The following is a 25,620-nucleotide window of genomic DNA, read 5'->3' as shown; positions in this document are numbered from 1 at the left end:
GAGGCACGGCTGAAGACCGGCGCGGCAGCATCGGCAGCCCTGAAGGGCTGCGCTACAGCATCGGCAGCCCTGAAGGGCTGCGCTACAGCATCGGCAGCCCTGAAGGGCTGCGCGACGGACATGGGCAGGCTCGAGGGCCTGCGCCGCAGCATCCGGCGGGGTCGGCGGCACGGCGCCACAAGGTGTGCGCTACACTCTCCCGCCAATGCCGGCCACTCAAGTCCTTCTCGCCGACGGGCGCGTCGAACTGAGCGATCGCACGCGCATCGAGCGCAGCCCGCTGTACAACGACGACCTCGCGCCGGTGCCGATCGCCCTGCGCAACTGGTCGACCTACAACTACGCCGCGCTGTGGATCTCGATGGCGCACTGCATCCCGACCTACATGCTCGCCTCGGGTTTGATCGCCACCGGAATGAACTGGTGGCAGGCGCTCCTCACGGTCGCGCTCGGCAACACCATCGTGCTCATTCCGATCCTCCTCAACTCCCATCCGGGCACCAAGTACGGCATCCCCTTTCCGGTCTTTGCCCGCGCGGCCTACGGGACGATCGGCTCGAACCTGCCTGCGCTCATGCGCGCGCTCGTCGCGTGCGGCTGGTTCGGCATCCAGGCCTGGATCGGCGGCGAGGCGCTCAACACGTTCTTCGCCAACCTGATCCCCGGCTGGCCGGCCCTGCTCGGCGCCGGCGTCGCCGGGCACACGACGACGGAGTGGGTCTCGTTCCTGCTGTTCTGGAGCCTCAACGTGTTCGTCATCTACCGCGGCATGAACCTGCTGCGGCACGTCGAGAACTGGGCGGCGCCGTTCGTGCTCGTCATGACGTCGGCGCTCCTCGGCTGGGCGCTCTGGCGGGCGCACGGGTTCGGGCCGCTGCTCGAGGATCCGGGCAGGTTCGCGTCGTTCGGCGCGTTCTTCAAGGTGTTCGTACCGTCGTTGACCGCGATGATCGGCTTCTGGGCGACGCTGTCGTTGAACATGCCCGACTTCACCCGCTTCGGCCGCAGCCAGCGCGAGCAGATCGCGGGTCAGGTCGTGGCGCTGCCGACGACGATGTTCGTGTTCGCCGCGATGGGCGTACTGATCACGAGCGCGACCGGGATCATCTACGGCGAGCTGATCTGGGATCCGATCAAATTGATCGGCGGGTTCCACGATCCGATGATCACCGCGGTGTCGATGTTCACCGCCGTCATCGCGACCCTCTCGGTCAACATCGCCGCCAACGTCGTCTCGCCCGCCAACGACTTCGCCAACGCCTTTCCCCGCGCGATCGGCTTCAGGACCGGCGGACTGATCACCGGCGTGCTCGGCATCGCCATCCAGCCGTGGCGCCTGCTCGCGGATCCCTCCGGCTACATCTTCACCTGGCTGCTCGGCTACTCCGGCGGATTGGGTTCAATCGCCGGCGTGCTGATCGCCGATTACTGGATGGTCCGCCGCACGCACCTGGAACTCGAGGACCTGTACCTGCCGGATGGCGCCTATCGCTATACCGCGGGCTGGCATCTGCCTGGGGTCGTCGCGACGCTCGCCGGCTGCGCCGCGGCGTGGGGCGGCCTGGCCATCCCGGCGATGCGGCCGCTCTTCGACTACGCATGGTTCGTCGGGCTGGCTGTCTCGTTCACGCTCTATGCGGCGCTGGCGAAAAGGCGCTAGCATCTCCAGAGGTTTCCACCATGCTGTCTCGATCACTCGCTCGGCTCGCCTTGCTCGTCCTTCCCGTGCTCACGGCTTGTTTCCAGTCGTCGACGCTCGTGAAGCTGAACCCGGACGGCAGCGGCACCATCGAACAGACCACCACCATCTCCGCGCAGGCACTCAGCCAGCTCGAGTCGTTCGGGACGATGGGCGGCAAGGACAAGAAAGACGCCGGCAGCGATCCGTTTTCGATTGACGAAGCGAAAACGGCCGCGCCGAAGATGGGCGAAGGCGTGACCTTCGTCTCAGGCGACCGGATCGACACCCCGGATCACAAGGGGCTGAGGGCGGTCTACGCCTTCACCGACATCCGCAAGCTGTCTCTGCGTGAGATGAACGCACCGGCGGGAGCCGACGTCGGCGGCAAGCCGTCGCAGCCGATGTCGCTGGCGTTCGCGCAATTGCCCAATGGCCACGCGCTGCTGACCATCAAGAACGACACCGATCTGAACAAGGCCGGGGCCACCGCCAAAACGGAGGCTGCCGGCACGCCCTTCGGCGGCATGGACCAAAAGCAGGCGATGGAGATGATGAAGGCGATGTTCGCCGGGATGAAAATCGACTTCGCGATTCAGGTCGGACACGTCGTCAAGACGAACGTTCCGTATGTGAGCGGCGGGACGGTCACGCTCCTCAGCATGGACTTCGACCAGGTTCTGTCCAATCCCGCCGCGCTCGAGCAGATGGAGAAGGCGCAGTCGCTGGACGACGCCCGGGTGGCGCTGAAGGGGGTCAAGGGGATCAAGGTCACCCTCGATCCGGAGCTGACGATCGAATTCACGAAGTAGCGGTCCAACGGAAGCGCCGGGCGCGCCTCCGTTGGGGTCTCTCACGCGTCGATTACCAGCGGGGCTCGCGCCGGCCGCCCTTGCCGCCGCCACCGCCGCCGCCACGGCCGTAACCGCCGTCGCCATACCCGCCGCCGCCGCCGAAGCCGCCGGACCGTTCAGGCCGCGGTCGCGCTTCGTTCACCGTCAGGTTGCGCCCACCGAACGAGTAGTTGTGGAACTTATCGATCGCCTTCTGCGCGTCCTCGTCGGTGGCCATCTCGACGAAGGCGAACCCGCGCGCGCGGCCCGTGGCCATGTCGCGCATCACCTTGACCGAGTCGACCGCGCCAGCCTGCGCGAACAGTTCCTGCAGTTCCGACTCACCCGCCGAAAATGGCAGGTTTCCCACGTACAACTTCCGGGCCATCTGCGTTCTTCTCCTGTCCCGTACCGCACGGGAACAACAACCGGATCCGTCAGCGTCCGGTCGGAAACAAAACTGATTGGGCGGAAGGCTCGGAGCTCTGACAAGGAGGCGGGCAGTTCGTCCAACTCTGACGGCTTCAGGGTAGCACAGGGAGCGCGGGGGCGCATCCGGTCCAAGCCCGTACCCTGAATCCCTCTGTCCACCATCACACGATGCCCTGTGCACTACCGCGCGGGCGCGCCCTGCGAGCCGGGCTGGCCCGCCGCGCCGTGCGAGCCTGGCGGCCGATCGTCTGCCATGGCACGCGATCGCCCGGCTCCCTTCGTGAAATCGCGCGACAGCGCGTATACTCCCGGCCCATGCAAGCGCTCCTGGCCGAAGCCGTCGGCACCATGATCCTGGTGCTGCTCGGCGACGGCGTCGTCGCCAACGTCGTACTGGAGCGGACCAAGGGTCAGAACAGCGGCTGGATCGTGATCACGACCGGATGGGCCGTGGCCGTGGCGATCGCGGTCTACGCGGTTGGCCGCATCAGCGGCGGGCATCTGAATCCCGCCGTGACGATCGCGCTCGCCGCCATCGGCAGCTTTCCGTGGGCGCAGGTGCCCGGCTACTTGGCTGCGCAGCTGGTCGGCGCCTTTGCCGGCGGCGTGCTGGTGTGGCTGGCCTACCTGCCGCACTGGGGGGAAACGAGCGAGGCCGGCGCGAAGCTCGGCGTGTTCTGCACCGGCCCGGCGATCCGCCACGGCGTCGGCAACGTCGTCTGCGAGTTCATCGGCACGGCGGTCCTGCTGTTCGGGGTTCTGGCGATCGCCGCCAACGCCCAGACGCTCTCGAAGCCGGGCGACGTCGACCTCTCGTTCGTCTTCAGCCGCGGCCTGCAGCCGTTGCTCGTCGGCATGCTGGTGCTCGGCATCGGCCTGTCGCTCGGCGGTCCGACCGGCTACGCGATCAACCCGGCGCGCGATCTCGGTCCGCGGCTCGCGCACGCGCTGCTGCCGATTCCCGGCAAGGGATCGTCGGATCTGGCTTACAGCTGGATTCCCGTCTTCGCGCCGATCGCCGGCGGCCTCGCCGGCGCCGGGCTCTACGTGCTCGTCGGATTCTAAGGAGGGGCGCGTGCATCGCGAACGAGCGACCATCGGCGCATGATGATGCCCCGCTACGTCGGCGCGCTCGATCAAGGGACGACCAGCACGCGGTTCATGATCTTCGATCGCGGCGGCAACGCGATCGCGCGGCATCAGCTCGAGCATCAGCAGATCCTGCCGCAGCCCGGCTGGGTCGAGCACGATCCGCTCGAGATCGCCGCCCGCAGCGACGAGACGATCGCGCGCGCCATGCGCAACGCCAACATCCAGTCGGACGATCTGGCGGCGATCGGCGTCACCAACCAGCGTGAAACGACGATCGTCTGGAACCCGAAGACCGGTCACCCCTGGTACAACGCGATCGTCTGGCAGGACACGCGGACCGATCGCCTCATCAACGCGCTGACCGCGGCGCAGGCCGAGGCCATCCGCGCCAAAACCGGGCTGCCGCCCGCGACCTACTTCTCGGGCGCGAAGATTCAGTGGATTCTCGACAACGTGCCCGGCGTGCGTGCCGCGGCCGAGCGCGGCGACGCGGTCTTCGGCACCCCCGACACCTGGGCCATCTGGCATCTCACCGGCGGCCGCAGCGGCGGCGTCCACGCGACTGACGTCACCAACGCGAGCCGGACGCTGCTGATGGATCTGCGGACGCTGGAGTGGGACGAGGAGCTGCTGCGCATCTTCACGATCCCGCGGCGGATGCTGCCGACGATTCGTCCGTCGGCCCACGCCGCCGCGTTCGGAGTGACGCGTCACGACGGCGCGACCGGCGGCGAAGTGCCGATCACCGGCGATCTCGGCGATCAGCAGGCCGCCACCCTCGGCCAGGTCTGCATCAAGCCCGGCGAGGCAAAGAACACCTACGGCACGGGCAATTTCATGCTCCTCAACACCGGCCGCAACATCGTCCCCTCGAACGCCGGCCTGCTGACGACCGTGTGCTACCAGCTGCAGGGCCCGACGATCTACGCGCTCGAGGGATCGATCGCGGTGACCGGGTCCGCCGTCCAGTGGCTGCGCGACCAGCTCGGCATCATCAGCAGCGCCGGCGAAATCGAGACGCTCGCCAACACGGTCGCCGACAACGGCGGCGTCTATTTCGTGCCGGCGTTCTCGGGTTTGTTCGCGCCGTACTGGCGGTCGGACGCGCGCGGCGCCGTCGTCGGCCTGTCACGCTTCAACACCAAGGCGCACCTCGCGCGCGCCACGCTCGAAGCGATCTGCTACCAGACGCGCGACGTGCTCGAGGCGATGGTCGCCGATTCCGGAGTCCGCCTCGAGGTGCTGAAAGTCGACGGCGGCGCGACCGTGAACGACACGCTGATGCAGATGCAGGCGGACGTCCTCGGTGTGCCGGTGGTGCGCCCGGTGGTCGCCGAGACGACCGCGCTCGGCGCGGCCTACGCGGCGGGGCTCGCCGTCGGCTTCTGGTCGGATCTGAACGACCTCTGCGAGAACTGGCGAATGGACAAGCGATGGGAGCCGCGCTGGTCGGTGGATCAGCGTGACGCCGCGTACGCCGGATGGAAGAAGGCGGTACAGCGGACGCTCGACTGGGTCTCCTGACCGCTTGACAACGCCGCGGCCCGGGGCGCATCGTCTCACCGGAACCTGTCAGCCAATGTCCAAACCGCAACTCTCAGTACCTGCAGCGGAGCCGTCCTCGTCGTGGATGGCGAACTCGTGGAATCGGATCCGGATCCGGCGCGGCCGGCCGTGGATGCTCGCGCCAGTCTTCCTGGCGGCGGCGCTGGCTGGCTGTTCCGGCGGCTCGAACGGCACGTCGGGGCCCGCGCCGATTCCGGCGCCTCCCGATGTCGCCGCCGTCCCGGCCGATGCGCAGCGCACGTCGGACAACCTGGCGAGCAAGGTGCTGCAGGCCGGGACAGGCGCCCGTCATCCGCGCGCGAACTCCGAGGTCACCGTCCATTACACAGGATGGAGCACCGACGGAAAGATGTTCGACAGCTCGGTGGCACGCGGCGAGCCGGCGACGTTTCGTCTCGACAGAGTGATTCCTGGCTGGACCGAGGGCGTTCAGATGATGGTTGAAGGCGAGAAGCGCCGTTTCTGGATTCCGGCCAAGCTCGCTTACGAAGGCGCGGACGGCCCGCAGGGAGTGCTGGTGTTCGACATCGAGCTGATCCGCATCCTCTCCTGACCGGTGAGACTTCGCGGTACACTTGCAGGATGACTCCGCTGCTCCGACCCGGACGCCTCGTCGCAGCCGTCCTGATTTCCGCGTGCGCCGCCGGATGCGACTTCGGCAAGGTGGCGGCGCCGACGGCGCCCGATCAGAGCAACGTGCCGTACTCGCAGACCGACTTCACCATCGGCACGGGTGCGACGGCGGTGCCGGGAAGCACAGTGACGGTGAACTACGGGGCGTGGCTCTACGACGACACCGCGCCCGACAAGAAGGGTGTGCAGCTCGACGCCAATACGACGACGTTCGTGATCGGCGCCAACCAGGTCATCCCGGGCTTCGAACAGGCCGTCACGGGGATGAATGTCGGCGGAACGCGCCGCGCCATCATCCCGCCATCGCTGGCCTATGGCTCGACCGGCTCCAACGGCGCGATCACGATCCCGCCAAACGCCGCGCTCGTCTTCGACCTCGCCCTGACCGCCGTCACACCTCCCCAGTAGCCCGCCGCCTGTTCCCCGGCGAGTCACGCGCAAGCGCGTCGAGCAGCGACGGCAGCTGCGAGAGATCCATCAGTTCGGCCGCTCTCGGCAGCGCAGAGGTTTCAGCGAGACGATTGATCCAGATCGCCCGCAGCTTCAGCGCTGCCGCTGGTGCGATGTCGTGATACAGACTGGCCGCGACATGGACGTGGGCGCGCGGGTCGGCGCCGGTGCGGCGGAAAAACGCCTCCCAGTGGTTCGCCGCCGGCTTGTAGGAACCGATCTCCGAGGCGACGATCGTCAGGTCGACGGGCACGCCAATGGCCGCCAGGGACGCCTCGATATAGTCGCGATCGGTATTCGAGAGAATGGCCAGCCGCCACCCGCTGGCGCGAAGCGATCGCAACGCCTCGGGCACCTCGGGGAACGGCGGCCACGACGGCAGCGACGCGGCCAGCGTTGGCACCTCGCTCGCGGGCGCGCCGAGTTCGCGCATCGCCATCGTGAGGATCTCGCGATACGTGCGCCGGCCGTCGTGCTCGAGCCGCGGTTCGATCTGGTGATACTGCTTCAGCTTCTGGTCGGCCTCTGGCTCGCCGAAGACGCGCGCCATCACCGAGCGGATACCGCCGTTCCAGTCGATCAGCGTGCCGTAGCAGTCAAAGGTCGCCCAGCGATCTGACATATGGCGGCGCGGCCCGTGTCAGCCGCTATCACCCGCCGAGCTCGCTCAGCCACGTCTGGGCGGCAGTGCGGGCGGCAGCGGTCGCTTCCTTGCCCGCGCGGTAGCAGACTTTCCAGGGCGATGACTTCGCCTGATAGGCGGGATTCTCGAAGGTCGACGCGCCTTCCTGGGTCTTCAGACGGGCGTTGAAGTCGACGTCGGCGGACAGCGCCAGGAACTCTTTCAACCGCTTGACGATGATCGGCTTCGGATCGTCCGGATAGTCGCGGTTCCAGCCGGCGAGTTCGTCTTGATAAGCCTTCGTCTGGCGGGCCCGGTCCTGTTTGATCGCGTCGAGCCGCATCTTGCGCATCTCGGGCGTATTCGTCGCCGCGGCCGCCTGTGCTGCGCCCTTTATCGCCTCTTCGATCTGCTTGCGCTGTTCCGCCGGGAGGCTGGCGAGCGCCTTCGTCGATTCCGCGAACTGCTTGTTCTGCTCGTCGTCCTGCTTCTGCTGTTCCTGTTCGGGCGTCGTGTCCCAGGTCGGCGCCTCGGGTCGGTGACTCTGCCGGACCTGCGTGTACTGCTTCTTGAAATCCGGCGTGGCGGCGTACGCCTTCACCCATCCCGCCGCCGACGTGACCGCCTGCGCGCGCGCGGCCGGCGGCAGCATTTTAAAGGCCTTCGACGGCAGTGCCGGGTCGTTGACGCCGCCGGTGATGATGCTGCCGATGGCTTCCTTGGCCGCCTCTGGCGTCAGCCCGAGTTGCGACAGACCGTCCAGCCCCGCCGCGGCGATCCCTGCCGCGACTCCGGCGAACAGCACGATGCGGATCCACTGTGCTCGCATGGCCAGCGATTATAACGTCCCGTCCTGGAGAGGCGCGGGGTTTGGCGGCGGAGGTGGAGGCCTATCGAATCGGGACACACCCGGCGCCGAGCGATGTCACCTGGAGAGGTCAGGCTGGCTGCTGTTTGACGGCCTTGGCCGCCAACTCGCGCTGGCCTCTGAGAATGCTGCACCATTCCTTGTGCTCGGCCACGGGCATCCCGCACTCCACGCAGACGTGGATGCGCTGCTTCGGCTCGGCCTTTTTCCTAAACAGCTTCTGGAGGAAACTCATAGCCTCTCAGACGGATAAAACCTGCGGGAGGTTTGCAGAAACGTTTTCCGGAGGCCTCAGGCCGCGAGCTGATCCACCCGGTCGCGCAGGCCCGCCACCGCGGCCCGCAGCTGGCCCAGCCGCGCCTCTGTATCCCGCAGCTTGTCCCTTTCGGACCGTATGAGCCGCGTGTAGGGAGCGATCCCCTCCCGCATTCGCGCCGCGCTGTGCTCGATTTCTTCGCGGAAGCGCGACGTCAGCGCGTCCGACAGGCTGGCCCGAACGCCGGCGATCCGGTTGCGCATCTGCACCTTGGCCCGCGCGCGCCGCGCCGGGATGATGAACAGCCCGAGCGCCGCGATCACTCCGGCCAGCAGGATCCCCGTGACGTCGGCCGCGGCCGTGCTGGCAGCCACCGTCACCAGGGTGCCGAGCCCGACCGCGCCCGCGCCGGCCGCCGCCGCCGCGGCCACCGCGTTGCGCGCGCCGTCGGCGAGCTGGCTTGCCTCCCGCCGGCGGTCGTAGCCCTCGACGACCCGCTGCGCGGCGCCGCCGACGCTCTCGACCATGCGGCGCCGCTGATCGTGAAATGGACGGGCTTCCTCGTCCTCGGGCGCAACGACGAGGCGATCCTGGAAGGCGCGGCGGCGCGCGGAGAGATGGCGGGTGATGCGCTGCCACTGCCGGAAATCGGCTTCGACCAGCCAGTCAATCAGCTCGTGGACGCGCGCCTCTATCTGCTGCGGCGCGTCGGCGACGACCTGCCGCTCGAACCCCTCCTGTACTCGCGACCGGTTCAGCAGATCCAGGACGCGTCCGATCCGGATGGTGTCGTCGAAGTAGTCATCGCCGCGGCGCTCCATCTCGAGCAGCACGTTGTCGATCACGGCCAGGCGCGCGCCGATGTCGTGGAGCATGTCACGCTCGTAGGCGGCGAGCTGCTGCTCGACGTCGTCGATGACGGTGACGTCCTCGGTGAGCGCCTGGAGGCGCTCGTGCGTCGACGTCACGTAGCGCTCGATCAGGGCCGCGCCAACGCCAATCGGATTGAGCAGCTTGAGACGGGTGCGTGCAACGGAGTCGAGCGACCCGCGGATGTAGTCCTCGAGCGCCGCGAAGCCGCTCGACGACCAGAGGTGCGGTTCGCCGCTCCTGCCACGGAACGCGGCGCGCGCGCTGACCGCAAAGATCTCGGGCGTGACGCCGAGCCACCGCCGCGCGTTCCCGGCGACGTAGGCGCGGACCTCGCCGACCTCCTTCTCCCCCGCGAGGATGTCGATCTTGTTGATGACGATCACGACCTTCTTGCCCCACTCGGCGATCTGCTCGAGGAAGGCGCGCTCGGTCTCGGTGAACGGCCGGTCGGCGGAGGTGACGAACAGGACGAGATCCGCCCGCGGCACGAAGCGGGTCGTGATCTGCTCGTGCTCGCGAAGGACGGCGTTGGTGCCCGGCGTGTCGACGATCTGCATGTCGCCGTAGCGGACGGGGGTCACCCGGGCGGTCGTCGGGGTCACACCCTCCTCGACCAGCCGTTCCCCGGCGAGCGCGTTGATGACCGCGCTCTTGCCGGCGTTGAATTCGCCGACCACGACCAGCAGGAACAGTTCGTCGAGCTGTTCGATCGAGCGTTCGAGCGGCGCCAGGCTCTCGTCGCTGGCGTTGAACCTGATCAGGCTGGCGCGAAGGTCGCCGAGAATCCGACGCTCCTCGCGTAACAGCTCCTGCTCGGCAGGCCCGAGTAGCCACTGCAGCGCCACAACGGCCCCGACGGTGCAGGATGCGCGCCAGATCGCGTTATAGTGGACGCATGAGGCTCGTCGTTGCCGCCGGCGTCATAGCGGCCTGTGGGTTGAGCGCGGCGTGCGGCCAGTCCGTCACCAGTCCGTCCTCGACCGCTCCCTACAGCCAGATCGATCTCCTGCTCGGCACCGGCGACGTGGCGGTCAGCGGAAACATCCTCACGGTCAATTACACCGGCTGGCTCTACGACACTTCGAAGCCCGACACCAAGGGACTGCTGTTCGACACGAGCAACGGCAAGACGCCGTTCGTGTTCACGCTGGGGACCGCGTCGGTGATTGCGGGATGGGACCAGGGACTGGTCGGCATGAAAGTCGGCGGGATCCGGCGCCTCGTCGTTCCGCCGTCGCTCGCCTACGGCGGGATTCGCAACTCTTCCATTCCGGCGTATTCGACCCTGGTGTTCGACGTCGAGCTGTTGGGCACGTGCCCCGCGGCCGGCTGCTCGTGAGCGGGCGGCGCACCGCGCCGCGGGGCTTACCGGCCCAGCCGGACCTTGACGCCCACTGACACGTATCTCAGCCGATCGTCAATCATCGCTTCACCGCCGCTTTCGGCGTCCCCCTTGATCCGCATGATCCCCGCGTCGCCGAAGACGGCCAGCCGCTGCTTCTGACCGATCCACGCTTCCATCCCGCCACCGAAAACCCAGCTCCAGCCCTTGGTCTTGTACTGAAAGGTCTGCGCCGCGACGTCGATCGTCTCGGCCGTGGTGTTGGTCGCCTCGTGGTAGTTCACGCCGCCCTGGCCGTAAATGCGGACCACGCCCGCCTGCGCGCCAAGCTTGCCCAGGATCGTCCACACGTCGCTGTCGAGCGTACTGTTGAATTTGAACGTGTCGCCGCCCGACGCCGTGACTTCGTGCGGGCGGATGTACGAGCCCTCGATGCCGACGAACCGGGTCAACCAGAGCGTGGCGCCGAAGTTGTACGTCAACCCGTGCGACGTCTGGCTGCAGGGCGTCGCGTTGCCGCAGAACAGATCGCCGGTGTTGCCGAAACTGGTGAAGGCCCCGCCCGCGAACATCAGAAGTCCCTTCGGCAGCGGGCGGCTGGGAGTGCCGCTGTTCTCGTCACCCTCCGCCGTCGGCTTGGGCGGCGTGTAGCTGCCACGGACCAGCAGCAACGAGGGAGCCACGCCGCCCACGTCGACCACGATCGTGTTGACCGGCCGCACCCAGTAGATGCCCGCAATCTCGCGGCGGTCGCAGCCTTCGGCCACGGCCGCCGGCTGGCGCGCGCGATCGACGATCACCACCTTGCGCAGCGTGCCGCAGGTATCCACGAAGATGTTCGCGTCCATCTCGGTGATGCCGGCCGGAAGCGAGAAGGAGACCTTCGCTTCGCCGTCGGCGTCGACGGCGGTGGTGCCGGCGGACGCGGCGTTGGCCACGACCTCGACCTGGCTGCCCGCCGGGGCATGACGCACGTACACCGTCTGCGCCGACACCGCTCCAGCCCCCGCGATCACTGCTGCGGCCGTCGTCGCGACAATCCTCCACGGAATGCCCATCCACTCTCCTTCGCGTCGATTATATCGGTCCACGGATCCGCCGCGGCCGCGCCATCCAGGGTAAGACGCTTCGTCCCGACAAAAGGCCGTCCCTGCCGCGGGCGTGTATCACTCGGAACCCCGCGGTCAGGGCCGCCCACTCCAGATTCCGACGCGAGCCTGCTGCGCACGCGCTTGCGCCCGCGCGAGTTCCTCGCCGCGCGGCCCGCCAGGTCTGCCCGACACCCGCGCCAGGCCCTCAGCGACCAGCAGCGCGTTGACGAACGTTCCATCGTCCAGCACCACCCAGGCACTGGCCCGCGAGGTCGCCGACGGGAATTCCAGACGCACGAACCGCCGGCCGACGAGGCCCTCGAGCCGCGCACTCGCTTCGCGGGCGAACGGTTCTCCGTCGAAGCCGCGGCGGGCAATCCGCGGCGCATGGATCCCAGCGAGGCGCACGTGCCCATAGGTCGCGAGCACCACCGTGTTGCCGTCGACGACGCCTTGCACCGCCACCACGTCGGGACCCGACAGATGCTGCGGGACAGCGATTGCTGCCATTGCCGCCATGAACACAACGCGCAGGAACTGCATGACGCCACACTCCTTCAACGGGTTACAGGGAACGGCGTCGTGCCACTGCAATCGACACTCCGGTCACCAGGTGGCCGATCTGATCGTCAGGGAGCGCTACGAGGCGTCGCCCGCCGCCGAGCAACGGGCGAGCACCACATCGAGGAGGAAGAAGGGAGACGGGCTGGTTGAATTCGGGGCGCGGATGGCAGAGATGAACGCGGAAGCCATCACTCGAGCAGGATCTCGAGGTCCTCCCGGCTCAGAGACCGGAGCAGCCCTTCGTCGGCACGGACGATGGCGTCGGCGAGGTCGCGCTTGGTCCCCTGCAGCTCGATGATCTTGTCTTCGACCGTGCCGACCGCCAGCAGGCGGTAGGCGAAGACGTGCCGCGTCTGGCCGATGCGGTGCGCGCGGTCGATCGCCTGCGCCTCGACCGCCGGATTCCACCACGGGTCCAGCAGGTACACGTATTCCGCCGCGGTCAGGTTGAGGCCGAGCCCTCCCGCCTTCAGGCTGATGAGAAAGAGCCGCGTGTCAGGGTCCTCCTGGAACCGGCGCACCGGCGCTTCGCGATCGCGCGTGCGCCCGTCGAGATACTCGTAGCGGAAGCCCTCCGCGTCGAGACGCGTCCTGAGCAGCGCCAGCAGGCTGGTGAACTGCGAGAAGACGAGACACTTGTGCCGCTCGTCGATCACTTCGGCGAGCTGCGGCACCAGGGCATCGAACTTGGCCGAGGGATCGCCGGCGCGCGCCGGATCGACGAGCCCCGGATGACAGGCCGCCTGCCGCAGGCGCAGCAGCGCCTCGAGGACGTGAATTTTCGACCGCTGGATACCGTCGCGGGCAATGCGCGACAGCAGCGTCGATCGATAGTGGTCGCGCAGCTCGTCGTAGAGCTCGCGCTGGGGCCGGGACAGCTCGCAGCGGATGGTCAGCTCGGTGCGGGGGGGCAGCTCCGGCGCCACCTGCGTCTTGGTGCGGCGCAGGATGAACGGACGCACGCCTCGGGCGAGCACGTCGACCGACTTCGGGTCCCGGCGCGAGGCCGCCGACCCGTGCCGGGCGAACGCCGAGGAGCTGCCGAGCAGGCCGGGATTGAGGAACTCGAACAGGCTCCACAGCTCGCCCAGATGGTTCTCGATCGGCGTGCCGCTCAGCGCCAGTCGGTTCGAGGCGCGCACCAGCCGCGCCGCCTTCGCGGCCGCGGTCGCCGCGTTCTTGATCGCCTGCGCTTCGTCGAGCACCGCGTAGTCGAACGACACGTCCTTGAGCAGCAGCGCATCGCGCCGCAGCGTCCCATAGGTGGTCAGCACCACGTGATGACGCGACACGGCGTCGAGTGTGCGGCCGGCGCCGCTGAAGTCGAGCACCGTGAGCTGCGGCGCGAAGCGCCTCGCCTCTTCCACCCAGTTGAACAGCACCGACCTCGGCACGACCACGAGCGAGGGGCCGCGCAGCTCGCGCGAGGCCCGCAGCCGATCGAGCCAGGCGAGTACCATCACCGTCTTCCCCAGCCCCATGTCGTCAGCGAGACACCCGCCGAAGCCGAAGCGCCTCAGGAACGCCAGCCACCCCAGCGCGTCGCGCTGATAGTCGCGCAGTCGGCCGTTGAACGACTTCGCCGGATCGAGCGGGGTGAGTCCGCCGAACGTCGACAGCTCGTCGCGGGCGCGGACGAAGCGCTCGTCCATGTCGACGGCGGGCAGATCGGCGAGCGCGGCGTCGAGCAGCGCCGCCTGCGAGCCGCGGAACCGGACATGATCGCCCGACGCCTCGCCGGCGCTGGCGATTCCGGCGAAGCGGAGGAGCCATTCGTCCGGGACCATCCCTTCGCTGCCATCGTCCAGCGTCACCGTCGAGCGCCCGGCGCGCATCGCTTCAAGCAGGCGCGGCAGCGGCGCCGTGAGGCCTTCGCCGAAGTCGACCGTGCCGTGAAGCTCGAACCAGTCGATCCCCGATTTGACCTCGGAGGTCATCCGCTGCGCCGGCCTGAAGGCTCGGCCTTCCGCCTCGATCCGCCAGCCGAGCGGCACCAGCGTCCGCACGGCGTGACCGAGCATCGCCGGCGAGATCGCGTACCCCTGGCGCGCGGCGAGATAGTCCCAGTGCCGCGCGAACCCGGCCGGCCCGAGCTGCGCCAGGGCCTGCTGCTCGAACGCGGTGTCGCGCCGCACCAGGCGCCTGCGCTCCTGGTCGTAGACACTTCCCGGCATCTCCGGCGAGACGCGAAGGCCGCCGTAGTCGAAGGTGACCGCCGCATTCAGCGACGCCATCGCGTCCCGTTGCGGATCGGCGCGAACGCTGACCGACGGCTTCGGCCGGCTCGCGACGATCTCGAACTGCAGCTCCGGCGGCAGCTCGGACGGGTCGACCCCGGACCGCGCCAGCACGTCCACCAGGCGGCCCGTCGCGTCGGGGGGAATCGTGACCTCTCCAGAGCCGCGCAGCTGCGCCAGCCAGGCGAACGCGCCACCGGTGTCGAGCCGGGCGACACGCCCGCGATGAACCAGATACCCGGCCGCCAGCACCATCGACGGCTCGCGGATCGTCAGCCGCTCGTCTCCGCGCACCAGCGCCCCGTCGATTGAAAAGCTCTCGTCGCGCGTGCCGTGGACGATGTCCAGGCGAAAGAGCCAGGTGGGGCCGTCGTCCCATTCGAGCGCCTGGTATTCCTCGGGCTGCCGCTGCAGCCGCAGCACGGCGCGACCGGTGCGCACGATCGCCGGCAGCAGCCGGTCGAGCAGCGGGCCCGTCAGACGGAACGAGGACCGCCCGAAGTCTGCATACGCGCCATAGGTATCGAGCGCGCCGACCAGCTGCGGCAGGATCTCGCGATCGCCGGGGTCGGTCATGTCCTCGAGGTCGCCGATCGAAATCTGCGCCGGCTTCGGCTTCGCCCAGTCCCCCGTCTTGCGTCGGGTTCGCGTCATCAAGTCGATGGCCACGATCCCGGTGGCCAGGGTCGCGGCCCGATCGATCGCGTAGATCAGCTGCGCGTCGGCGAACTTCGAGGCGCGGGTCGGGCGCGTGGTCGAGCTGAGGTTGCGGGAGAACTCGTTGAGAAACCGCTCCCAGGGTTGGGGCGATTCGGCGCGTCGGGGGGCCGGAAGGCCGAACTCGGGGTCGGCGTCCGGGTCGAGATCAGCTGCCCGCAGTATTGCCTCGTCGCTGATGCGGCCGCCGCCCATCAGGAGTCCGCGCCGCTCGGCCTCGAGCAGCGTCGCCCAGATGTGTTTGCAGATTCCGCGCTCCACGAAATAAGCGCATTCGCAAGCGGCGGTGAAATCGTCGCCGCGGCGGGTGAGTTGGACGCGGTAGTCGTGCGATCCGCGGATGACCGCGCGGACACTCCATGCGTCCCCCTCGATCCGGGTGACCGCGCCGTCGAGGTGGTACTGGCGTCCCTTGCTGCGGCTCCCGCCGGCCACCTCGCGCGCGAGCACGCGGGTGAGCGGGAACGGAGAAGACATCTCTCCAGTGTACTGCGCGCCAGCCCGGTAACGTCCTCGACTTCAATCACAGGACGATCGAAGAGTTCGTTGAGGGCCGCCGCCATCGGGGCGGCGCCGCTTGATTCAGCGGCGCCGCCCGTCCATGACAGCGCTTCGCGGAAGCCGGGCGGCAGCGGACGCGTGCGACGGGAGGTTCGCACCGTCGCCGACCGCACCGGCTTCAAACGCGAAACGGGCGCTTCGCCGCGGCGCTCAACGAGAGCGCGAGGCGGCGGCAAGCGCCGGCAGGGACATCTGCATGCCGTCGACATCCGACAGCACGACGCGCTCGAGGTAATTGGCGCCGGCCGTACGGCGGAACTCGAGCCGTGGCCCGTCGGCGAGCGCCTCGTTCGACAGCCGAACCGCGAGCGCGATCGTCACGTGCTCGCCGCTCGCCGCGGTGATGGTCAGCAGGTTCGGCTGCTCGCTCCGATAGCTGATCGTGTAGACGCCCGCGGGCAGCGTCATCTCGCCGACCTGGAACACGAACGGCACGGTAGCGGTGACCTGTTGGTCGGCGCGCGCCACCGCCGCACCGCCGGTCAACATCGCCATGGCAGCCATCAGCACCGACGCTCTCTTCGCCAGAGTGTTCACAAGGACCTCACCTTCCAGCATCGCAGCCGCGAACAACGCCGCGTTCTTGAAGATGTAGACGAGCCCGACTGTGACGGAGATGCGGCAGCCCTGGTACACGTTGGTGGCGGCGATCGCCGCCTGCTCGCCGCCGTCAATCGGCGCGCGCGTCCAGGTTCGCCACGATCTCGTAGGATCGCAGCCGTGCGCCGTGATCGTGGACGTGCGACACGACGATCAGCTCGTCTGGCGCGGTGAGCGCCGTGAACGCCCCCAGCCCCGCACGGATCGTCGCCGCCGACCCGACGATGGAAATCGACGGCAGCGATTCGATCCGCGTGGCGTCGAACGGCACCACTGCCTTCTCCCATTCACGGCTGGGCGGCGGCAGCCGAATCGGCGTGCCGGCGCGCAGGCTGGCGAACGACTGGCGTGCAGACGACGCAAGGAACCGCGCCTCGTCGTCGGTCTCGGCCGCGACGATGCTGACGCCGAGCATCACGTACGGCTGCGCGATCTGCGCGACCGGCGATGCGGTGAAGCGTTCGCGGTAGATCCGAATCGCCGGCAGCATCTGCGCCGCGGCGAAATGCGACGCGAACGCGAACGGCAGCCCCAGCGCCGCCGCGACCTGCGCGCCGAACAGGCTCGACCCGAGGATATAGATAGGCACGGACGCGCCCGCGCCGGGAACGGCGCGGAGGTTCTGCCCGTCTTCCGGTTGGAAGTAGGACAACAGCTCGAGCACGTCCTGCGGGAACGCGTCCGGGTCGCTGGCGAGCGTCCGGCGCAGCGCCTGCGCGGTCCTGGGATCGGTGCCGGGGGCGCGCCCGAGGCCGAGATCGATCCGCCCTGGGAAGAGCGACTCGAGCGTGCCGAACTGCTCCGCCACGACGAGTGGCGCGTGGTTGGGCAGCATGACGCCACCCGACCCGACGCGGATCGTGCGGGTGCCGCCCGCGAGATAAGCGATGACGACGGCGGTCGCGGCGCTCGCAATCCCCGGCATGTTGTGGTGCTCCGCGACCCAGAAGCGGCGGTATCCCCACTGCTCGGCATGCTGCGCGAGATCGAGCGAGTTGCGCAGTGCCGTACCGGCGTCGCTCCCTTCGGTGATCGGCGACAGATCGAGAATCGACAGGTGCATGGTCTCAGGTCGCGCTGCGGTCTGGCGGCAGATCACTCGTTCAGCGATACGGTGCGAAGTCGTCCCACACCTGCTGGACGATCTTCGCATCGACGGTTCGCGTGTCCCCCTTGTCCGACGGCTTGTCGGAGAACAGGGTGATCGACACGCGGCCGCATTGCGGCGAAAACGCCGAGACGTCGAAGGCATACAAGCCTTCGTCGATCGAGGCGGACCCATCGAGGCGGTGCTCGATGCGGAACGGATGAATCGGCGCGATCTCCTTGTCGCCGCACGACAGGCGCAGCCCGCCAAAGCCGGCCTTGGGGCGCTTGATCGCCGGAATCGCCACCCCCTGGGTCTGCGCGGCGCCGCGGGCGACCGTCGTCCAGAAGTTCTCGCCGAATTTCGGCGTCACCCGAATCAACACGACGGGGGGCGCGTCGCTCACGTACTCGCGCCAGGTCCCGAAGTCGTCGAGCGGGTTGAGCACCGCCTGCGCCTGGGCATGGTCATCGCGCGCGTAGTCGAAATGCCCACCGTCGTCGCTCTTGTGCAGCGAGCCATAGAGCACCGGCGGGGTGATGATATTCACCTCGAAGTCGGACGCCGCCACCAGGTACGGCGAGAGGCTGGCACCGCGCGCCTTGGCGGCCTTCTTCAGCGCCTCCTCCGGGAAGGGCAGATCCGGGTCCATGGGCAGCGGCGTGGCCGAGGGTGGCGCCGCGCCTTCGATCTTCTTTCCGGCCTCCGCCAGCGCGCTTTGCGCGTCGTCGATCCGAACCGAGCGCGGTGAGATCTCGTTCACCGCCGAGGCCTCTTCAGCCGATGTCGTGATCGCGACGACCCGGCCCGATGCGTTCAGGAGCGGCACGCCGGCGCTGTCACGACCGAGCGGCACATCCGACGAGACGGTGTGCGCCGACACCCGGTCGACGGTGCCCGAGATCACGCTCCGGGCGCCGCTGGCCGGCGCCTCGATCGCGTAGACCGTGTCGCGCTCGGCCAGCGGCGCAGCCGGCGGCGAGAAGGCCGGCGTCAGCGGCCGTGCCGGCGCCACCGCCCGTGGATCGATCCAGATGATGGCGACGTTCCGGTTGGGATCGTTCGCCACGACGCGTCCGGCGACCTTCGTCGTGGCCGAGACCTGCACTTCCACCGTGGTGGCTGTCTCGATCAGCCGCTGGTTGGTGACAACGAGCCCACGCGCGTCCATCAGAAATCCCCGGCCGACACGCGCCGGGGTCCAGATGATGACGATGCTGTCCTTCCAGTCCGCGAGCAGCGAACCCTCGACCCGCTCCTCTACGGCGGCGACGGTCGGCGCGGCGCCTGGCTTCGCCGCCTCGATCGCCGCGTTCGCGGCCGTCAACGCCAGCGTCGTCTCGCCGGTCGCCGCGACCTTGACCGGCTGCGACCATTCGTAGGCCTGTCCGTCGAGCACGTAGGGGTTGTCGGATTCGACGACGTACTTCCCGGGCTTGAGGTGCGCTTCCGCCGTGCCGTCCGCCTTGGTGACGAATCGCTGCGGCGAGGCGGTGACCGGGTCGTCGCTGATGAGAAGGACATGCCTCGGCACCGGGTGGGTGCTGCCATCGGCGGCAGTCACGCTGACGGTGATTCTGAGTACGGCCGTCTGCGGCGCCGCCGCCAGGGCGATCAGCCACGCGAGGAAGAGGGCCACGTCTCAGTGTACGCCGTGCGGCGCAACATTTACGTGCGTAACCGCGCGGCGGATGAGCACGACGCCCGCCGGCGTGTCGTGCGGGCGGTGGCCCGCTCGCAGGCGCCTCAGCCTGTGCGAGGTCCTAGTTCGACGCCACCTTTCGCAGCAGCCCGATGTCCGACAGCATCATGCCGGCGCCGAGGACGACCGAGGTCAAGGGGTTTTCAGCGATCAGGACCGGCAAGCCGATGTCGTCCCTCAGCCGGTGATCGAGATTGCGCAGCAGCGCGCCGCCGCCGGTGAGCACGATGCCGCGGTCGTAGATGTCGGCGCACAGTTCCGGAGGAATCCGTTCGAGCGCCTCGCGGACCGCGCGAACGATCTGGTGAAGAGGGTCGGCGAGCGCCGTCCGGATGTCTGCGTCGGTGACGATGACGGTCTTCGGCACCCCTTCGAGCACGTGCCGCCCCTTGACGATCATCTCCAGTTTCTGCTCGAGCGGCATCGCCGACCCGATCTCGAACTTGATCTGCTGCGCGGTACGCTCGCCGATATACAGGTTGAAGGTCTTGCGCATGAAGGCGACGATCGCATCGTCCATCGCGTCGCCGGCGACGCGGAGCGACCGGCCGTAGACCGAGCCCGCCATCGAGATGACGGCGATGTCGGTCGTGCCTCCGCCGATGTCGATGATCATGTTGCCGGCGGCCTCGGTCACCGGCAGCCCCGCCCCGATCGCCGCCGCCATCGGCTCCTCGACCAGGTGGACTTCACTGGCCTTGACGCGGAATCCGCTGTCGCGCACGGCCCGCCGCTCGACCTGCGTAATCTCGGAGGGCACGCCAATCACCAGGCGCGGCCGTTTCAGGTACGAGCGCCCCATCGCCTTGCGCACGAAGTGCACCAGCATCTTCTCGGCGGCGTCGAAGTCGGCGATCACGCCGTCGCGCAGCGGCCGCACCGCCTTGATGTACCCGGGCGTCCGCCCGAGCATCTCGTGCGCCTCCTGGCCAACCGCTTCGACGTGACCCTTGGCCGTGTTGAATGCGACGATCGACGGTTCGTTGAGGACGATGCCGCGGCCGTGTGCGAAGACGCAGGTGTTCGCCGTACCGAGGTCGATGGCGATATCCGTAGAGAAGAGGTTCATGGATGCGCGGGCGCGCAGCACGATCCGTTCCCGGTGTTTTTGTGCGGAAATGCTCGCGACCTGGGAACAGCAGCGCCGCGATATTTACACTGGCGAGTATTTCTTACGCACCGACGCGCACGCCTTCGCTGGTCGAACGCGCCCGGCGCACCGTCGAAAGCGCTACTCCTTGGCTTTCAGCTTCGACTCGTTTTCCTTGATGAAGGCGCGGATCTCGTCGGCCATCGCGAGCAGCTTGGCCCACTGCTCTTTGTAGAGGGTGACGGGAAAGCGGCCAAGTCCGTAGACGGAGACGGCGCCTTTCTCGCTGACCTTGAGGCCGCCGCGGGCGGGCCGGTTCTTCAGTTGGTCGTTCTCGGCGCGCAACCGCTCGACTTCCGCTTTGAGATCTTCGTCGGACATGTCAGCGATTGTACTGGAGCCGCGCGGCTGCGCGGCGGTTCCGATCGTTTTCAGTGCACCGTGCCGCCGAGCAGCGACGCGACTGCGGCCAGCAGGCGCCCCTCGTCGATTGGCTTGGCCAGGTGGATCTGAAAGCCGGCGGCCCGCGCCTCGTCGGCGTCTTCCTGGCGCGCGTACGACGTCAGCGCAATGGCCGGCGTCACAATCCCAGCCCGCCGCAGCGATCTGATCAACGAATAGCCGTCTTCCTTGGGCATCCGAATGTCGGAGATGAGGACGTCCGGCGGCCCGCCCTGCATTTCGCGCCGCGCCTCGCCGGCGGTCGCCGCCGTGTCGACCGACGCACCGGCGCGCTGCAGCGTCAGGCGAAGCACTTCCCGGACATGCTCGTCGTCTTCCACCAGCAGAATCCGCGCGCGCGCGAGGCTACGTGGAGCGGCACCGGGCAGCGCAGGGTTCTGGACCCGCACCGTCAGCGACGTCGAGCTCGGCTCGTACGCCGGGAGTGTGACCGTGAACGTGGAGCCGCGACCTTCGCCGGCGCTCTCGGCCCGCACACTGCCGTGGTGAAGCTCGACGATGTGCCGGACGATGCCCAGCCCGAGACCGAGGCCCGACTGACCGCGGGCCAGTCCGTCCGCCTGCCGGAACCATTCGAAGGCGTGCGGCAGGAAGTCCGCCGGGATGCCGGCGCCGGCGTCGCTGACCGTCAGCACCAGATTGCGTCCGCTCCGTCCCAGGACCACGCTGACCCGGCCGGGCCCATCGGAGAACTTGATGGCATTCGACAGCAGGTTCCACACCACCTGCTCGAGACGCCGCGGGTCGCCGAAGACCAGCGACGGGTCGCGGAGATCGCTGTGGATCTCGAGCTGCTTGCCCTGAGCCTGCGGTCGCACCTGTTCGAGCGCCGCCTCCACGACGTGGGCAAGCGGGATCGCTTCGCGCAGCATCCGCATCCGGCCCGACACGATTCGCGAGACGTCGAGCAGATCGTCGACGAGGCGGCTCTGCGCGCGGGCGCTGCTCTCGATCACGTCGATCGCGTGCCGGAGCTCGGCCGGCGGCAGATCGTGCGCCTTCACGACCTGCGCCCAGGCAAGGACCGCGTTGAGCGGGGTCCGCAGTTCGTGCGAGACGGTGGCGAGAAAGTCGTCCTTCGCCCGGTTTGCCTTCTCGGCGTCGAGGCGCGCCGCCTGCTCGCGCCCCACCAGCTCCTCGAGCTCGCTCGACATCGCGCCGAAGCTGCGTCCAAGCGCGCGCACCTCCGACGGGCCGCCAATCGGCACCGGCTGTTGGAAGTTGCCCGACTGCAGGCGCCGCGCCGCCTCGGCGAGCCGCCTGATCGGCGCCGAGATCCAGTGCGCCGCCACGAGTGAGAGCAGAATGCCGCCGAGGACGAACCAGATCACGCGGCGGACCAGATCGTCGTAGAGCGCCTGGGCCGGCGCGATCGCTTCGCTGTAGTCGAGGCGGGCGCCGACACAGCCGCCGCCGAGCGCCGCCAGGGGCTGAAGGCTCTGAAAGCTGGTCGTTCCGGTGAAGTCGACGCCGACAAACGTCGCCGACCCGGCCCGGCAGCGTCCCGCCAGCGCCGAAACCTGCGTCCGCGCGGCCGATGCGCCGGGACTCGAGGAGGCGAGGAAGGTGCCGTCGGCGTCGAGCAGAAACACCTCCGCGCTCCGGCGAAACGGCGACGACGAGGCAAACAACCGCTGGACGTCGTCGTCCCCGAAGCGCAGCGTCAGGGTCAGGTCGCCGCGCCCGGCTTTGAGCACGTATTCCACCGCGCCGCCCGCCACGCGCAACGGTTTCGCGAGGGCGTTCGGCTCCGGCTCGACGTCGCCAACCTCGTCGCCGGCCCGTCGAAGGACGCGTCCCCGATACGTCAGCAGCGCGCCGAGCGCCTCCTCGCTCCTGCGGAAGTCGGCCAGCATCGGGGCCACGCAGTCGGGCGCCCATCCCAGGCGGCCGAGCCCCGACGACTCGGCGCATACCGATGTCAGACTGCCCAGGAAGTTCTCGGCATGCTGACGGCGGAACTCGAAAAGCTGGGACAGACTCTGGGCGCGCGTTTCGCTCTCGAGGCTGACCTGGCGCCCGGCGTCAGTGCGCAGCGTCGAGGCGAGGGCGGTATAGGCCGCCCGGGTCAGCACCGTGGCAAGCCCGATCAACAGGGCGAGAAACGCCAGCAGCAGTTGGACCGACAGCGGCAGCGCTCTGCGCATCTCGAAAGGTTTCTCGGCTGGAACGCCCCGGGGTATCAGCCTACCCCGCCATTATTGCCGAGGTCGGTGTCGCAAGGGACAGTCTAGCGCGTAACATATCCGGATGCGCATCGGCAGAGACTTGACGATCAAGGGCGACCTGGCGGCGGCGGAAGACTTCACCGTCGATTTCACGCTCGAGGGCTCGATTGACCTTCCCGGCTACAAGTTGATGGTCGAGGAGGCCGCCTCCGTGCAGGCCAGGGTGACGGCCGCCTCGGTGGTCGTGCGCGGGCGCCTCGATGGCCATGTCGCGACCGATCGACTGGAAATTGCCTCCACCGGCAGTGTTCAGGGGAGTGTCGTCACGTCGAAGCTGCTGCTGCAGGACGGCGCGCTGCTCAACGGGCCGGTCAACACCGAGCGCGCGCAGGCCGCCGGCAGCGTCGCCCGTCACAAGCAGAAAGCGTAGACCGGCGGCGACCGTAAACGCGCTACAATCCCGGCCTCCCGACAATTCGGCGGATCCCCAAGGCGGAACCCTTCACATCGGAACGGAGGCGACGATGAGAAACACGGGTGTACTGTGTCTGGCTGCACTGCTGTTGGCGATCCCAGCCGGCGCGCAGACGAAAACCGGCGGCAAACTGCACTGCGCGAAACCCGATGCCGACCAGTCGATCGAGGTCGGCGACAAACCGGGTCACGTGGTCTACGCGCGCAAGTCCGCGTGCACATGGGACGGCTCGCAGGAGATCGAGGGGCTCAAGACCAAGACCGGCGTCGACGTCGCGACCGGCGAGGTGAACGGCACCACCATGCGCGACAGCGGCTATCACACCGCGACGATGGACAACGGTGACAAGTACATGGTGCGGTTCAACGGCGCGACCGCGATGGCCAAGGACAGCAACGGCACCATCGAAGGGAAATGGACGTTCGTCAGCGGCACCGGCAAGCTGAAGGGGATCAAGGGGGCCGGCACCTACAAGGGCACGGCCAACGCCGACGGCAGCGCCGACGTCACCGTCGACGGCGAGTACACGCTGGCGCCGCCGCCGCCGGCGAAGAAGAAATAGCGCGTCCCGGCCACGTCTGCGGCCGGGGCTCGGGCACCGGCCGCGGACGCCCGGCGTCAGTCGCAGCGCGGAGTCGCGGCCGGATCGCGCCGCGTCACGTCTCGCGGACGACCTTCCTCAGTTCGTCGACACCTTCCGCAGCAGCGCCATGTCGGTCAGCATCATCCCCGCACCAGTGACCACGGACGTCAACGGGTTCTCGGCCACGAGCACCGGCAGCCCCGTCTCATCGCGGAGGCGCTTGTCGAGGTTGCGCAGCAGCGCGCCGCCGCCGGTGAGGACCACGCCGCGGTCGTAGATGTCGGCGCAGAGCTCGGGCGGAATGCGCTCGAGCGACTCGCGGACGGCGATCACGATCTGCCGCAGCGGCTCGGCGAGGGCGGTTCGGATGTCGGCATCGCTGACCGTGACGGTTCTCGGCACCCCTTCGACGACGTGCCGTCCCTTGACGTCCATGCGCAGCGGCTCGTCGAGCGGCATCGCCGATCCGATTTCGAACTTGATCTGCTGCGCGGTGCGTTCGCCGATGTGCAGGTTGAACGACTTCCGCAGGTAGGTCATGATCGCGTCGTCCATCGCGTCGCCGGCGACCCGCAGCGAACGGCCGTAGACGGTGCCGGCCATCGAAATCACCGCGATGTCGGTGGTGCCGCCGCCGATGTCGATGACCATGTTCCCGGCCGCCTCGGTGATCGGCAGGCCCGCGCCAATCGCCGCGGCCATCGGCTCGTCGACGAGGTGCACTTCGCTCGCCTTGACGCGGAAGCCGCTGTCGCGCACCGCCCGCCGCTCGACCTGGGTAATCTCAGACGGCACGCCGATGATGAGACGCGGCCGCTTCCATCGCGACGACCCCATCGCCTTCTTGACGAAATGCACCAGCATCTTCTCGGCGGCGTCGAAGTCGGCGATGACGCCGTCCTTGAGCGGCCGGACCGCCTGGATGTTGGAGGGGGTGCGGCCGAGCATCTCATGCGCGTCCTGGCCGACGGCTTCCACCTCTCCCCTGACGGTGTTGAAGGCAACAATCGACGGCTCGTTGAGGACGATACCCCGCCCCTGCGCAAAGACGCAGGTGTTGGCGGTGCCGAGATCGATCGCGAGGTCAGTGGAGAACACGGATGGAAAGGTCATCTCGGGCGCGCGACAACGCACGAATCGTTCCGGCGCGATCGACGTCCGTATCCTCTTTTGCCGGGGGTTTCGACCGGTATGGACGTGGGGGGACGGGCGCCCGATTACGAAACCGACGCCCGGTAACGATTCTGTCGCCCGGCTACGAGCCGCCGAGATTCAGGAGCGCCTCCCGCTCGTCGTCGAAAATGTCGAAGACGAGCGTCATGTGCGCAATGCCCAGGACGCGCCGCGCCGTCGGGCTCGGGCGCAACAGCTTCAGCTGGCCGCCGCGGCGGGTGACGTGGCGGAACATCGCCACCAGCAGGCCGACACCGCCGGAGTCGAGATGGGTGAGGCGCTCGAGATCGAGCAGGATCGCCGGAGCGTCGCCGGCGACCACCGCCGTGATCGCCGCGCGCAGCTGGCGCGTCGCATCCTCGTCGACCAGCGCCCCGGAGAGCGTGAGGATCGTCACGCCGCCGCCGGTCCGCTGAAGGATCTGCAGGGCATCGAGCATGGGGGCACCCTCCAGTTTATGTCGGA

The 25,620-nt window shown here is 68.3% G+C and carries 26 protein-coding genes; 10 read left to right on the top strand and 16 right to left on the bottom strand.

Annotated elements, in window-relative coordinates; translation table 11 throughout:
- The 3 genes from VGI12_01675 to VGI12_01665 form a co-directional block, all read left to right on the top strand.
- A partial coding sequence (locus VGI12_01675) for a hypothetical protein (GenBank protein ID HEY2431352.1) occupies positions 1-251 on the top strand: 251 nt, incomplete at its 5' end.
- Entirely contained in the window at positions 206-1,660 is a 1,455-nt protein-coding gene (locus tag VGI12_01670; GenBank protein HEY2431351.1) for an NCS1 family nucleobase:cation symporter-1, read from the top strand. The genes VGI12_01675 and VGI12_01670, both read left to right, overlap by 46 nt.
- A 20-nt stretch (positions 1,661-1,680) precedes the next feature.
- Positions 1,681-2,490 carry a hypothetical protein gene (locus VGI12_01665; GenBank protein HEY2431350.1) on the top strand — a complete coding sequence of 270 codons (810 nt, stop codon included), beginning with the start codon at positions 1,681-1,683 and terminating at the stop codon, positions 2,488-2,490.
- A gap of 52 nt (positions 2,491-2,542) precedes the next feature.
- Here VGI12_01665 and VGI12_01660 read toward each other — a convergent pair whose 3' ends face one another.
- Positions 2,543-2,899, bottom strand: a complete 357-nt coding sequence (locus VGI12_01660; GenBank protein ID HEY2431349.1) for an RNA-binding protein — start codon at positions 2,897-2,899, stop codon at positions 2,543-2,545.
- 359 nt (positions 2,900-3,258) lie between these two features.
- Here VGI12_01660 and VGI12_01655 point away from each other — a divergent pair, with 359 nt between their 5' ends.
- Genes VGI12_01655 through VGI12_01640 form a run of 4 tightly spaced genes read left to right on the top strand, consistent with a single transcriptional unit; the run spans position 3,259 to position 6,642 of the window.
- Positions 3,259-4,008: an MIP/aquaporin family protein gene (locus VGI12_01655; GenBank protein HEY2431348.1), complete on the top strand. Its 750-nt coding sequence runs from the start codon at positions 3,259-3,261 to the stop codon at positions 4,006-4,008.
- A gap of 39 nt (positions 4,009-4,047) precedes the next feature.
- Complete coding sequence (glpK, locus tag VGI12_01650) at positions 4,048-5,559, top strand: glycerol kinase GlpK (GenBank protein ID HEY2431347.1); 1,512 nt, start codon at positions 4,048-4,050, stop codon at positions 5,557-5,559.
- A 55-nt stretch (positions 5,560-5,614) separates the two neighbouring features.
- On the top strand, positions 5,615-6,154 hold the full coding sequence (locus VGI12_01645) for an FKBP-type peptidyl-prolyl cis-trans isomerase (protein HEY2431346.1): 540 nt from the start codon (positions 5,615-5,617) through the stop codon (positions 6,152-6,154).
- A gap of 29 nt (positions 6,155-6,183) precedes the next feature.
- Positions 6,184-6,642, top strand: a complete 459-nt coding sequence (locus VGI12_01640) for an FKBP-type peptidyl-prolyl cis-trans isomerase (protein ID HEY2431345.1) — start codon at positions 6,184-6,186, stop codon at positions 6,640-6,642.
- Here VGI12_01640 and VGI12_01635 read toward each other — a convergent pair.
- The 4 genes from VGI12_01635 to VGI12_01620 all read right to left on the bottom strand — a co-directional run bounded on the left by VGI12_01635 (position 6,626) and on the right by VGI12_01620 (position 10,148).
- Positions 6,626-7,306 (bottom strand): HAD-IA family hydrolase, encoded by a 681-nt coding sequence (locus VGI12_01635; protein HEY2431344.1) that lies wholly within the window; start codon positions 7,304-7,306, stop codon positions 6,626-6,628. The two genes, VGI12_01640 and VGI12_01635, sit on opposite strands and share 17 nt — an antisense overlap.
- 28 nt (positions 7,307-7,334) lie before the next feature.
- Positions 7,335-8,135 (bottom strand): hypothetical protein, encoded by an 801-nt coding sequence (locus tag VGI12_01630; GenBank protein ID HEY2431343.1) that lies wholly within the window; start codon positions 8,133-8,135, stop codon positions 7,335-7,337.
- A gap of 109 nt (positions 8,136-8,244) precedes the next feature.
- A complete protein-coding gene (locus VGI12_01625) occupies positions 8,245-8,409 on the bottom strand; it encodes a hypothetical protein (GenBank protein HEY2431342.1) in 165 nt (54 codons plus the stop codon).
- A 56-nt stretch (positions 8,410-8,465) separates the two neighbouring features.
- On the bottom strand, positions 8,466-10,148 hold the full coding sequence (locus tag VGI12_01620) for a dynamin family protein (protein HEY2431341.1): 1,683 nt from the start codon (positions 10,146-10,148) through the stop codon (positions 8,466-8,468).
- A 50-nt stretch (positions 10,149-10,198) separates the two neighbouring features.
- On the opposite strand from VGI12_01620, the gene VGI12_01615 reads away from it, so the two are divergent.
- On the top strand, positions 10,199-10,642 hold the full coding sequence (locus VGI12_01615; GenBank protein HEY2431340.1) for an FKBP-type peptidyl-prolyl cis-trans isomerase: 444 nt from the start codon (positions 10,199-10,201) through the stop codon (positions 10,640-10,642).
- Positions 10,643-10,668: 26 nt separating this feature from the next.
- Here the strand turns inward: VGI12_01615 and VGI12_01610 are convergent, their stop codons facing one another.
- The 9 genes from VGI12_01610 to VGI12_01570 all read right to left on the bottom strand — a co-directional run bounded on the left by VGI12_01610 (position 10,669) and on the right by VGI12_01570 (position 22,903).
- A complete protein-coding gene (locus tag VGI12_01610; GenBank protein HEY2431339.1) occupies positions 10,669-11,703 on the bottom strand; it encodes a hypothetical protein in 1,035 nt (344 codons plus the stop codon).
- A gap of 126 nt (positions 11,704-11,829) precedes the next feature.
- The gene (locus VGI12_01605) at positions 11,830-12,279 is read right to left on the bottom strand and encodes a thermonuclease family protein (protein ID HEY2431338.1); all 450 of its coding nucleotides are present in this window, start codon (positions 12,277-12,279) and stop codon (positions 11,830-11,832) included.
- Positions 12,280-12,488: 209 nt separating this feature from the next.
- Complete coding sequence (locus tag VGI12_01600; protein HEY2431337.1) at positions 12,489-15,731, bottom strand: DEAD/DEAH box helicase; 3,243 nt, start codon at positions 15,729-15,731, stop codon at positions 12,489-12,491.
- Positions 15,732-15,965: 234 nt separating this feature from the next.
- Positions 15,966-16,451, bottom strand: a complete 486-nt coding sequence (locus VGI12_01595; protein ID HEY2431336.1) for a hypothetical protein — start codon at positions 16,449-16,451, stop codon at positions 15,966-15,968.
- A gap of 34 nt (positions 16,452-16,485) precedes the next feature.
- Positions 16,486-17,478 carry an LLM class flavin-dependent oxidoreductase gene (locus tag VGI12_01590; GenBank protein ID HEY2431335.1) on the bottom strand — a complete coding sequence of 331 codons (993 nt, stop codon included), beginning with the start codon at positions 17,476-17,478 and terminating at the stop codon, positions 16,486-16,488.
- Between the two features lie 40 nt (positions 17,479-17,518).
- Complete coding sequence (locus tag VGI12_01585; protein ID HEY2431334.1) at positions 17,519-19,141, bottom strand: S1C family serine protease; 1,623 nt, start codon at positions 19,139-19,141, stop codon at positions 17,519-17,521.
- 124 nt (positions 19,142-19,265) lie between these two features.
- Complete coding sequence (locus VGI12_01580; protein HEY2431333.1) at positions 19,266-20,273, bottom strand: rod shape-determining protein; 1,008 nt, start codon at positions 20,271-20,273, stop codon at positions 19,266-19,268.
- A 162-nt stretch (positions 20,274-20,435) separates the two neighbouring features.
- Positions 20,436-20,675 carry a hypothetical protein gene (locus tag VGI12_01575; protein HEY2431332.1) on the bottom strand — a complete coding sequence of 80 codons (240 nt, stop codon included), beginning with the start codon at positions 20,673-20,675 and terminating at the stop codon, positions 20,436-20,438.
- Positions 20,676-20,725: 50 nt separating this feature from the next.
- Positions 20,726-22,903, bottom strand: a complete 2,178-nt coding sequence (locus tag VGI12_01570; protein ID HEY2431331.1) for an ATP-binding protein — start codon at positions 22,901-22,903, stop codon at positions 20,726-20,728.
- Positions 22,904-23,006: 103 nt separating this feature from the next.
- Here VGI12_01570 and VGI12_01565 point away from each other — a divergent pair, with 103 nt between their 5' ends.
- Positions 23,007-23,354: a polymer-forming cytoskeletal protein gene (locus VGI12_01565; GenBank protein ID HEY2431330.1), complete on the top strand. Its 348-nt coding sequence runs from the start codon at positions 23,007-23,009 to the stop codon at positions 23,352-23,354.
- A 94-nt stretch (positions 23,355-23,448) separates the two neighbouring features.
- On the top strand, positions 23,449-23,961 hold the full coding sequence (locus VGI12_01560) for a hypothetical protein (protein HEY2431329.1): 513 nt from the start codon (positions 23,449-23,451) through the stop codon (positions 23,959-23,961).
- A gap of 117 nt (positions 23,962-24,078) precedes the next feature.
- Here VGI12_01560 and VGI12_01555 read toward each other — a convergent pair whose 3' ends face one another.
- Together VGI12_01555 and VGI12_01550 are read right to left on the bottom strand one after the other, a co-directional pair.
- Positions 24,079-25,095: a rod shape-determining protein gene (locus VGI12_01555; protein ID HEY2431328.1), complete on the bottom strand. Its 1,017-nt coding sequence runs from the start codon at positions 25,093-25,095 to the stop codon at positions 24,079-24,081.
- 142 nt (positions 25,096-25,237) lie between these two features.
- Positions 25,238-25,594 (bottom strand): STAS domain-containing protein, encoded by a 357-nt coding sequence (locus VGI12_01550; GenBank protein HEY2431327.1) that lies wholly within the window; start codon positions 25,592-25,594, stop codon positions 25,238-25,240.
- Positions 25,595-25,620 lie beyond the last annotated feature (26 nt).

Source organism: Vicinamibacterales bacterium, assembly GCA_036496585.1.
GTDB lineage: Bacteria > Acidobacteriota > Vicinamibacteria > Vicinamibacterales > 2-12-FULL-66-21 > JAICSD01.
This window is presented reverse-complemented; position numbering and strand designations above follow the sequence as displayed.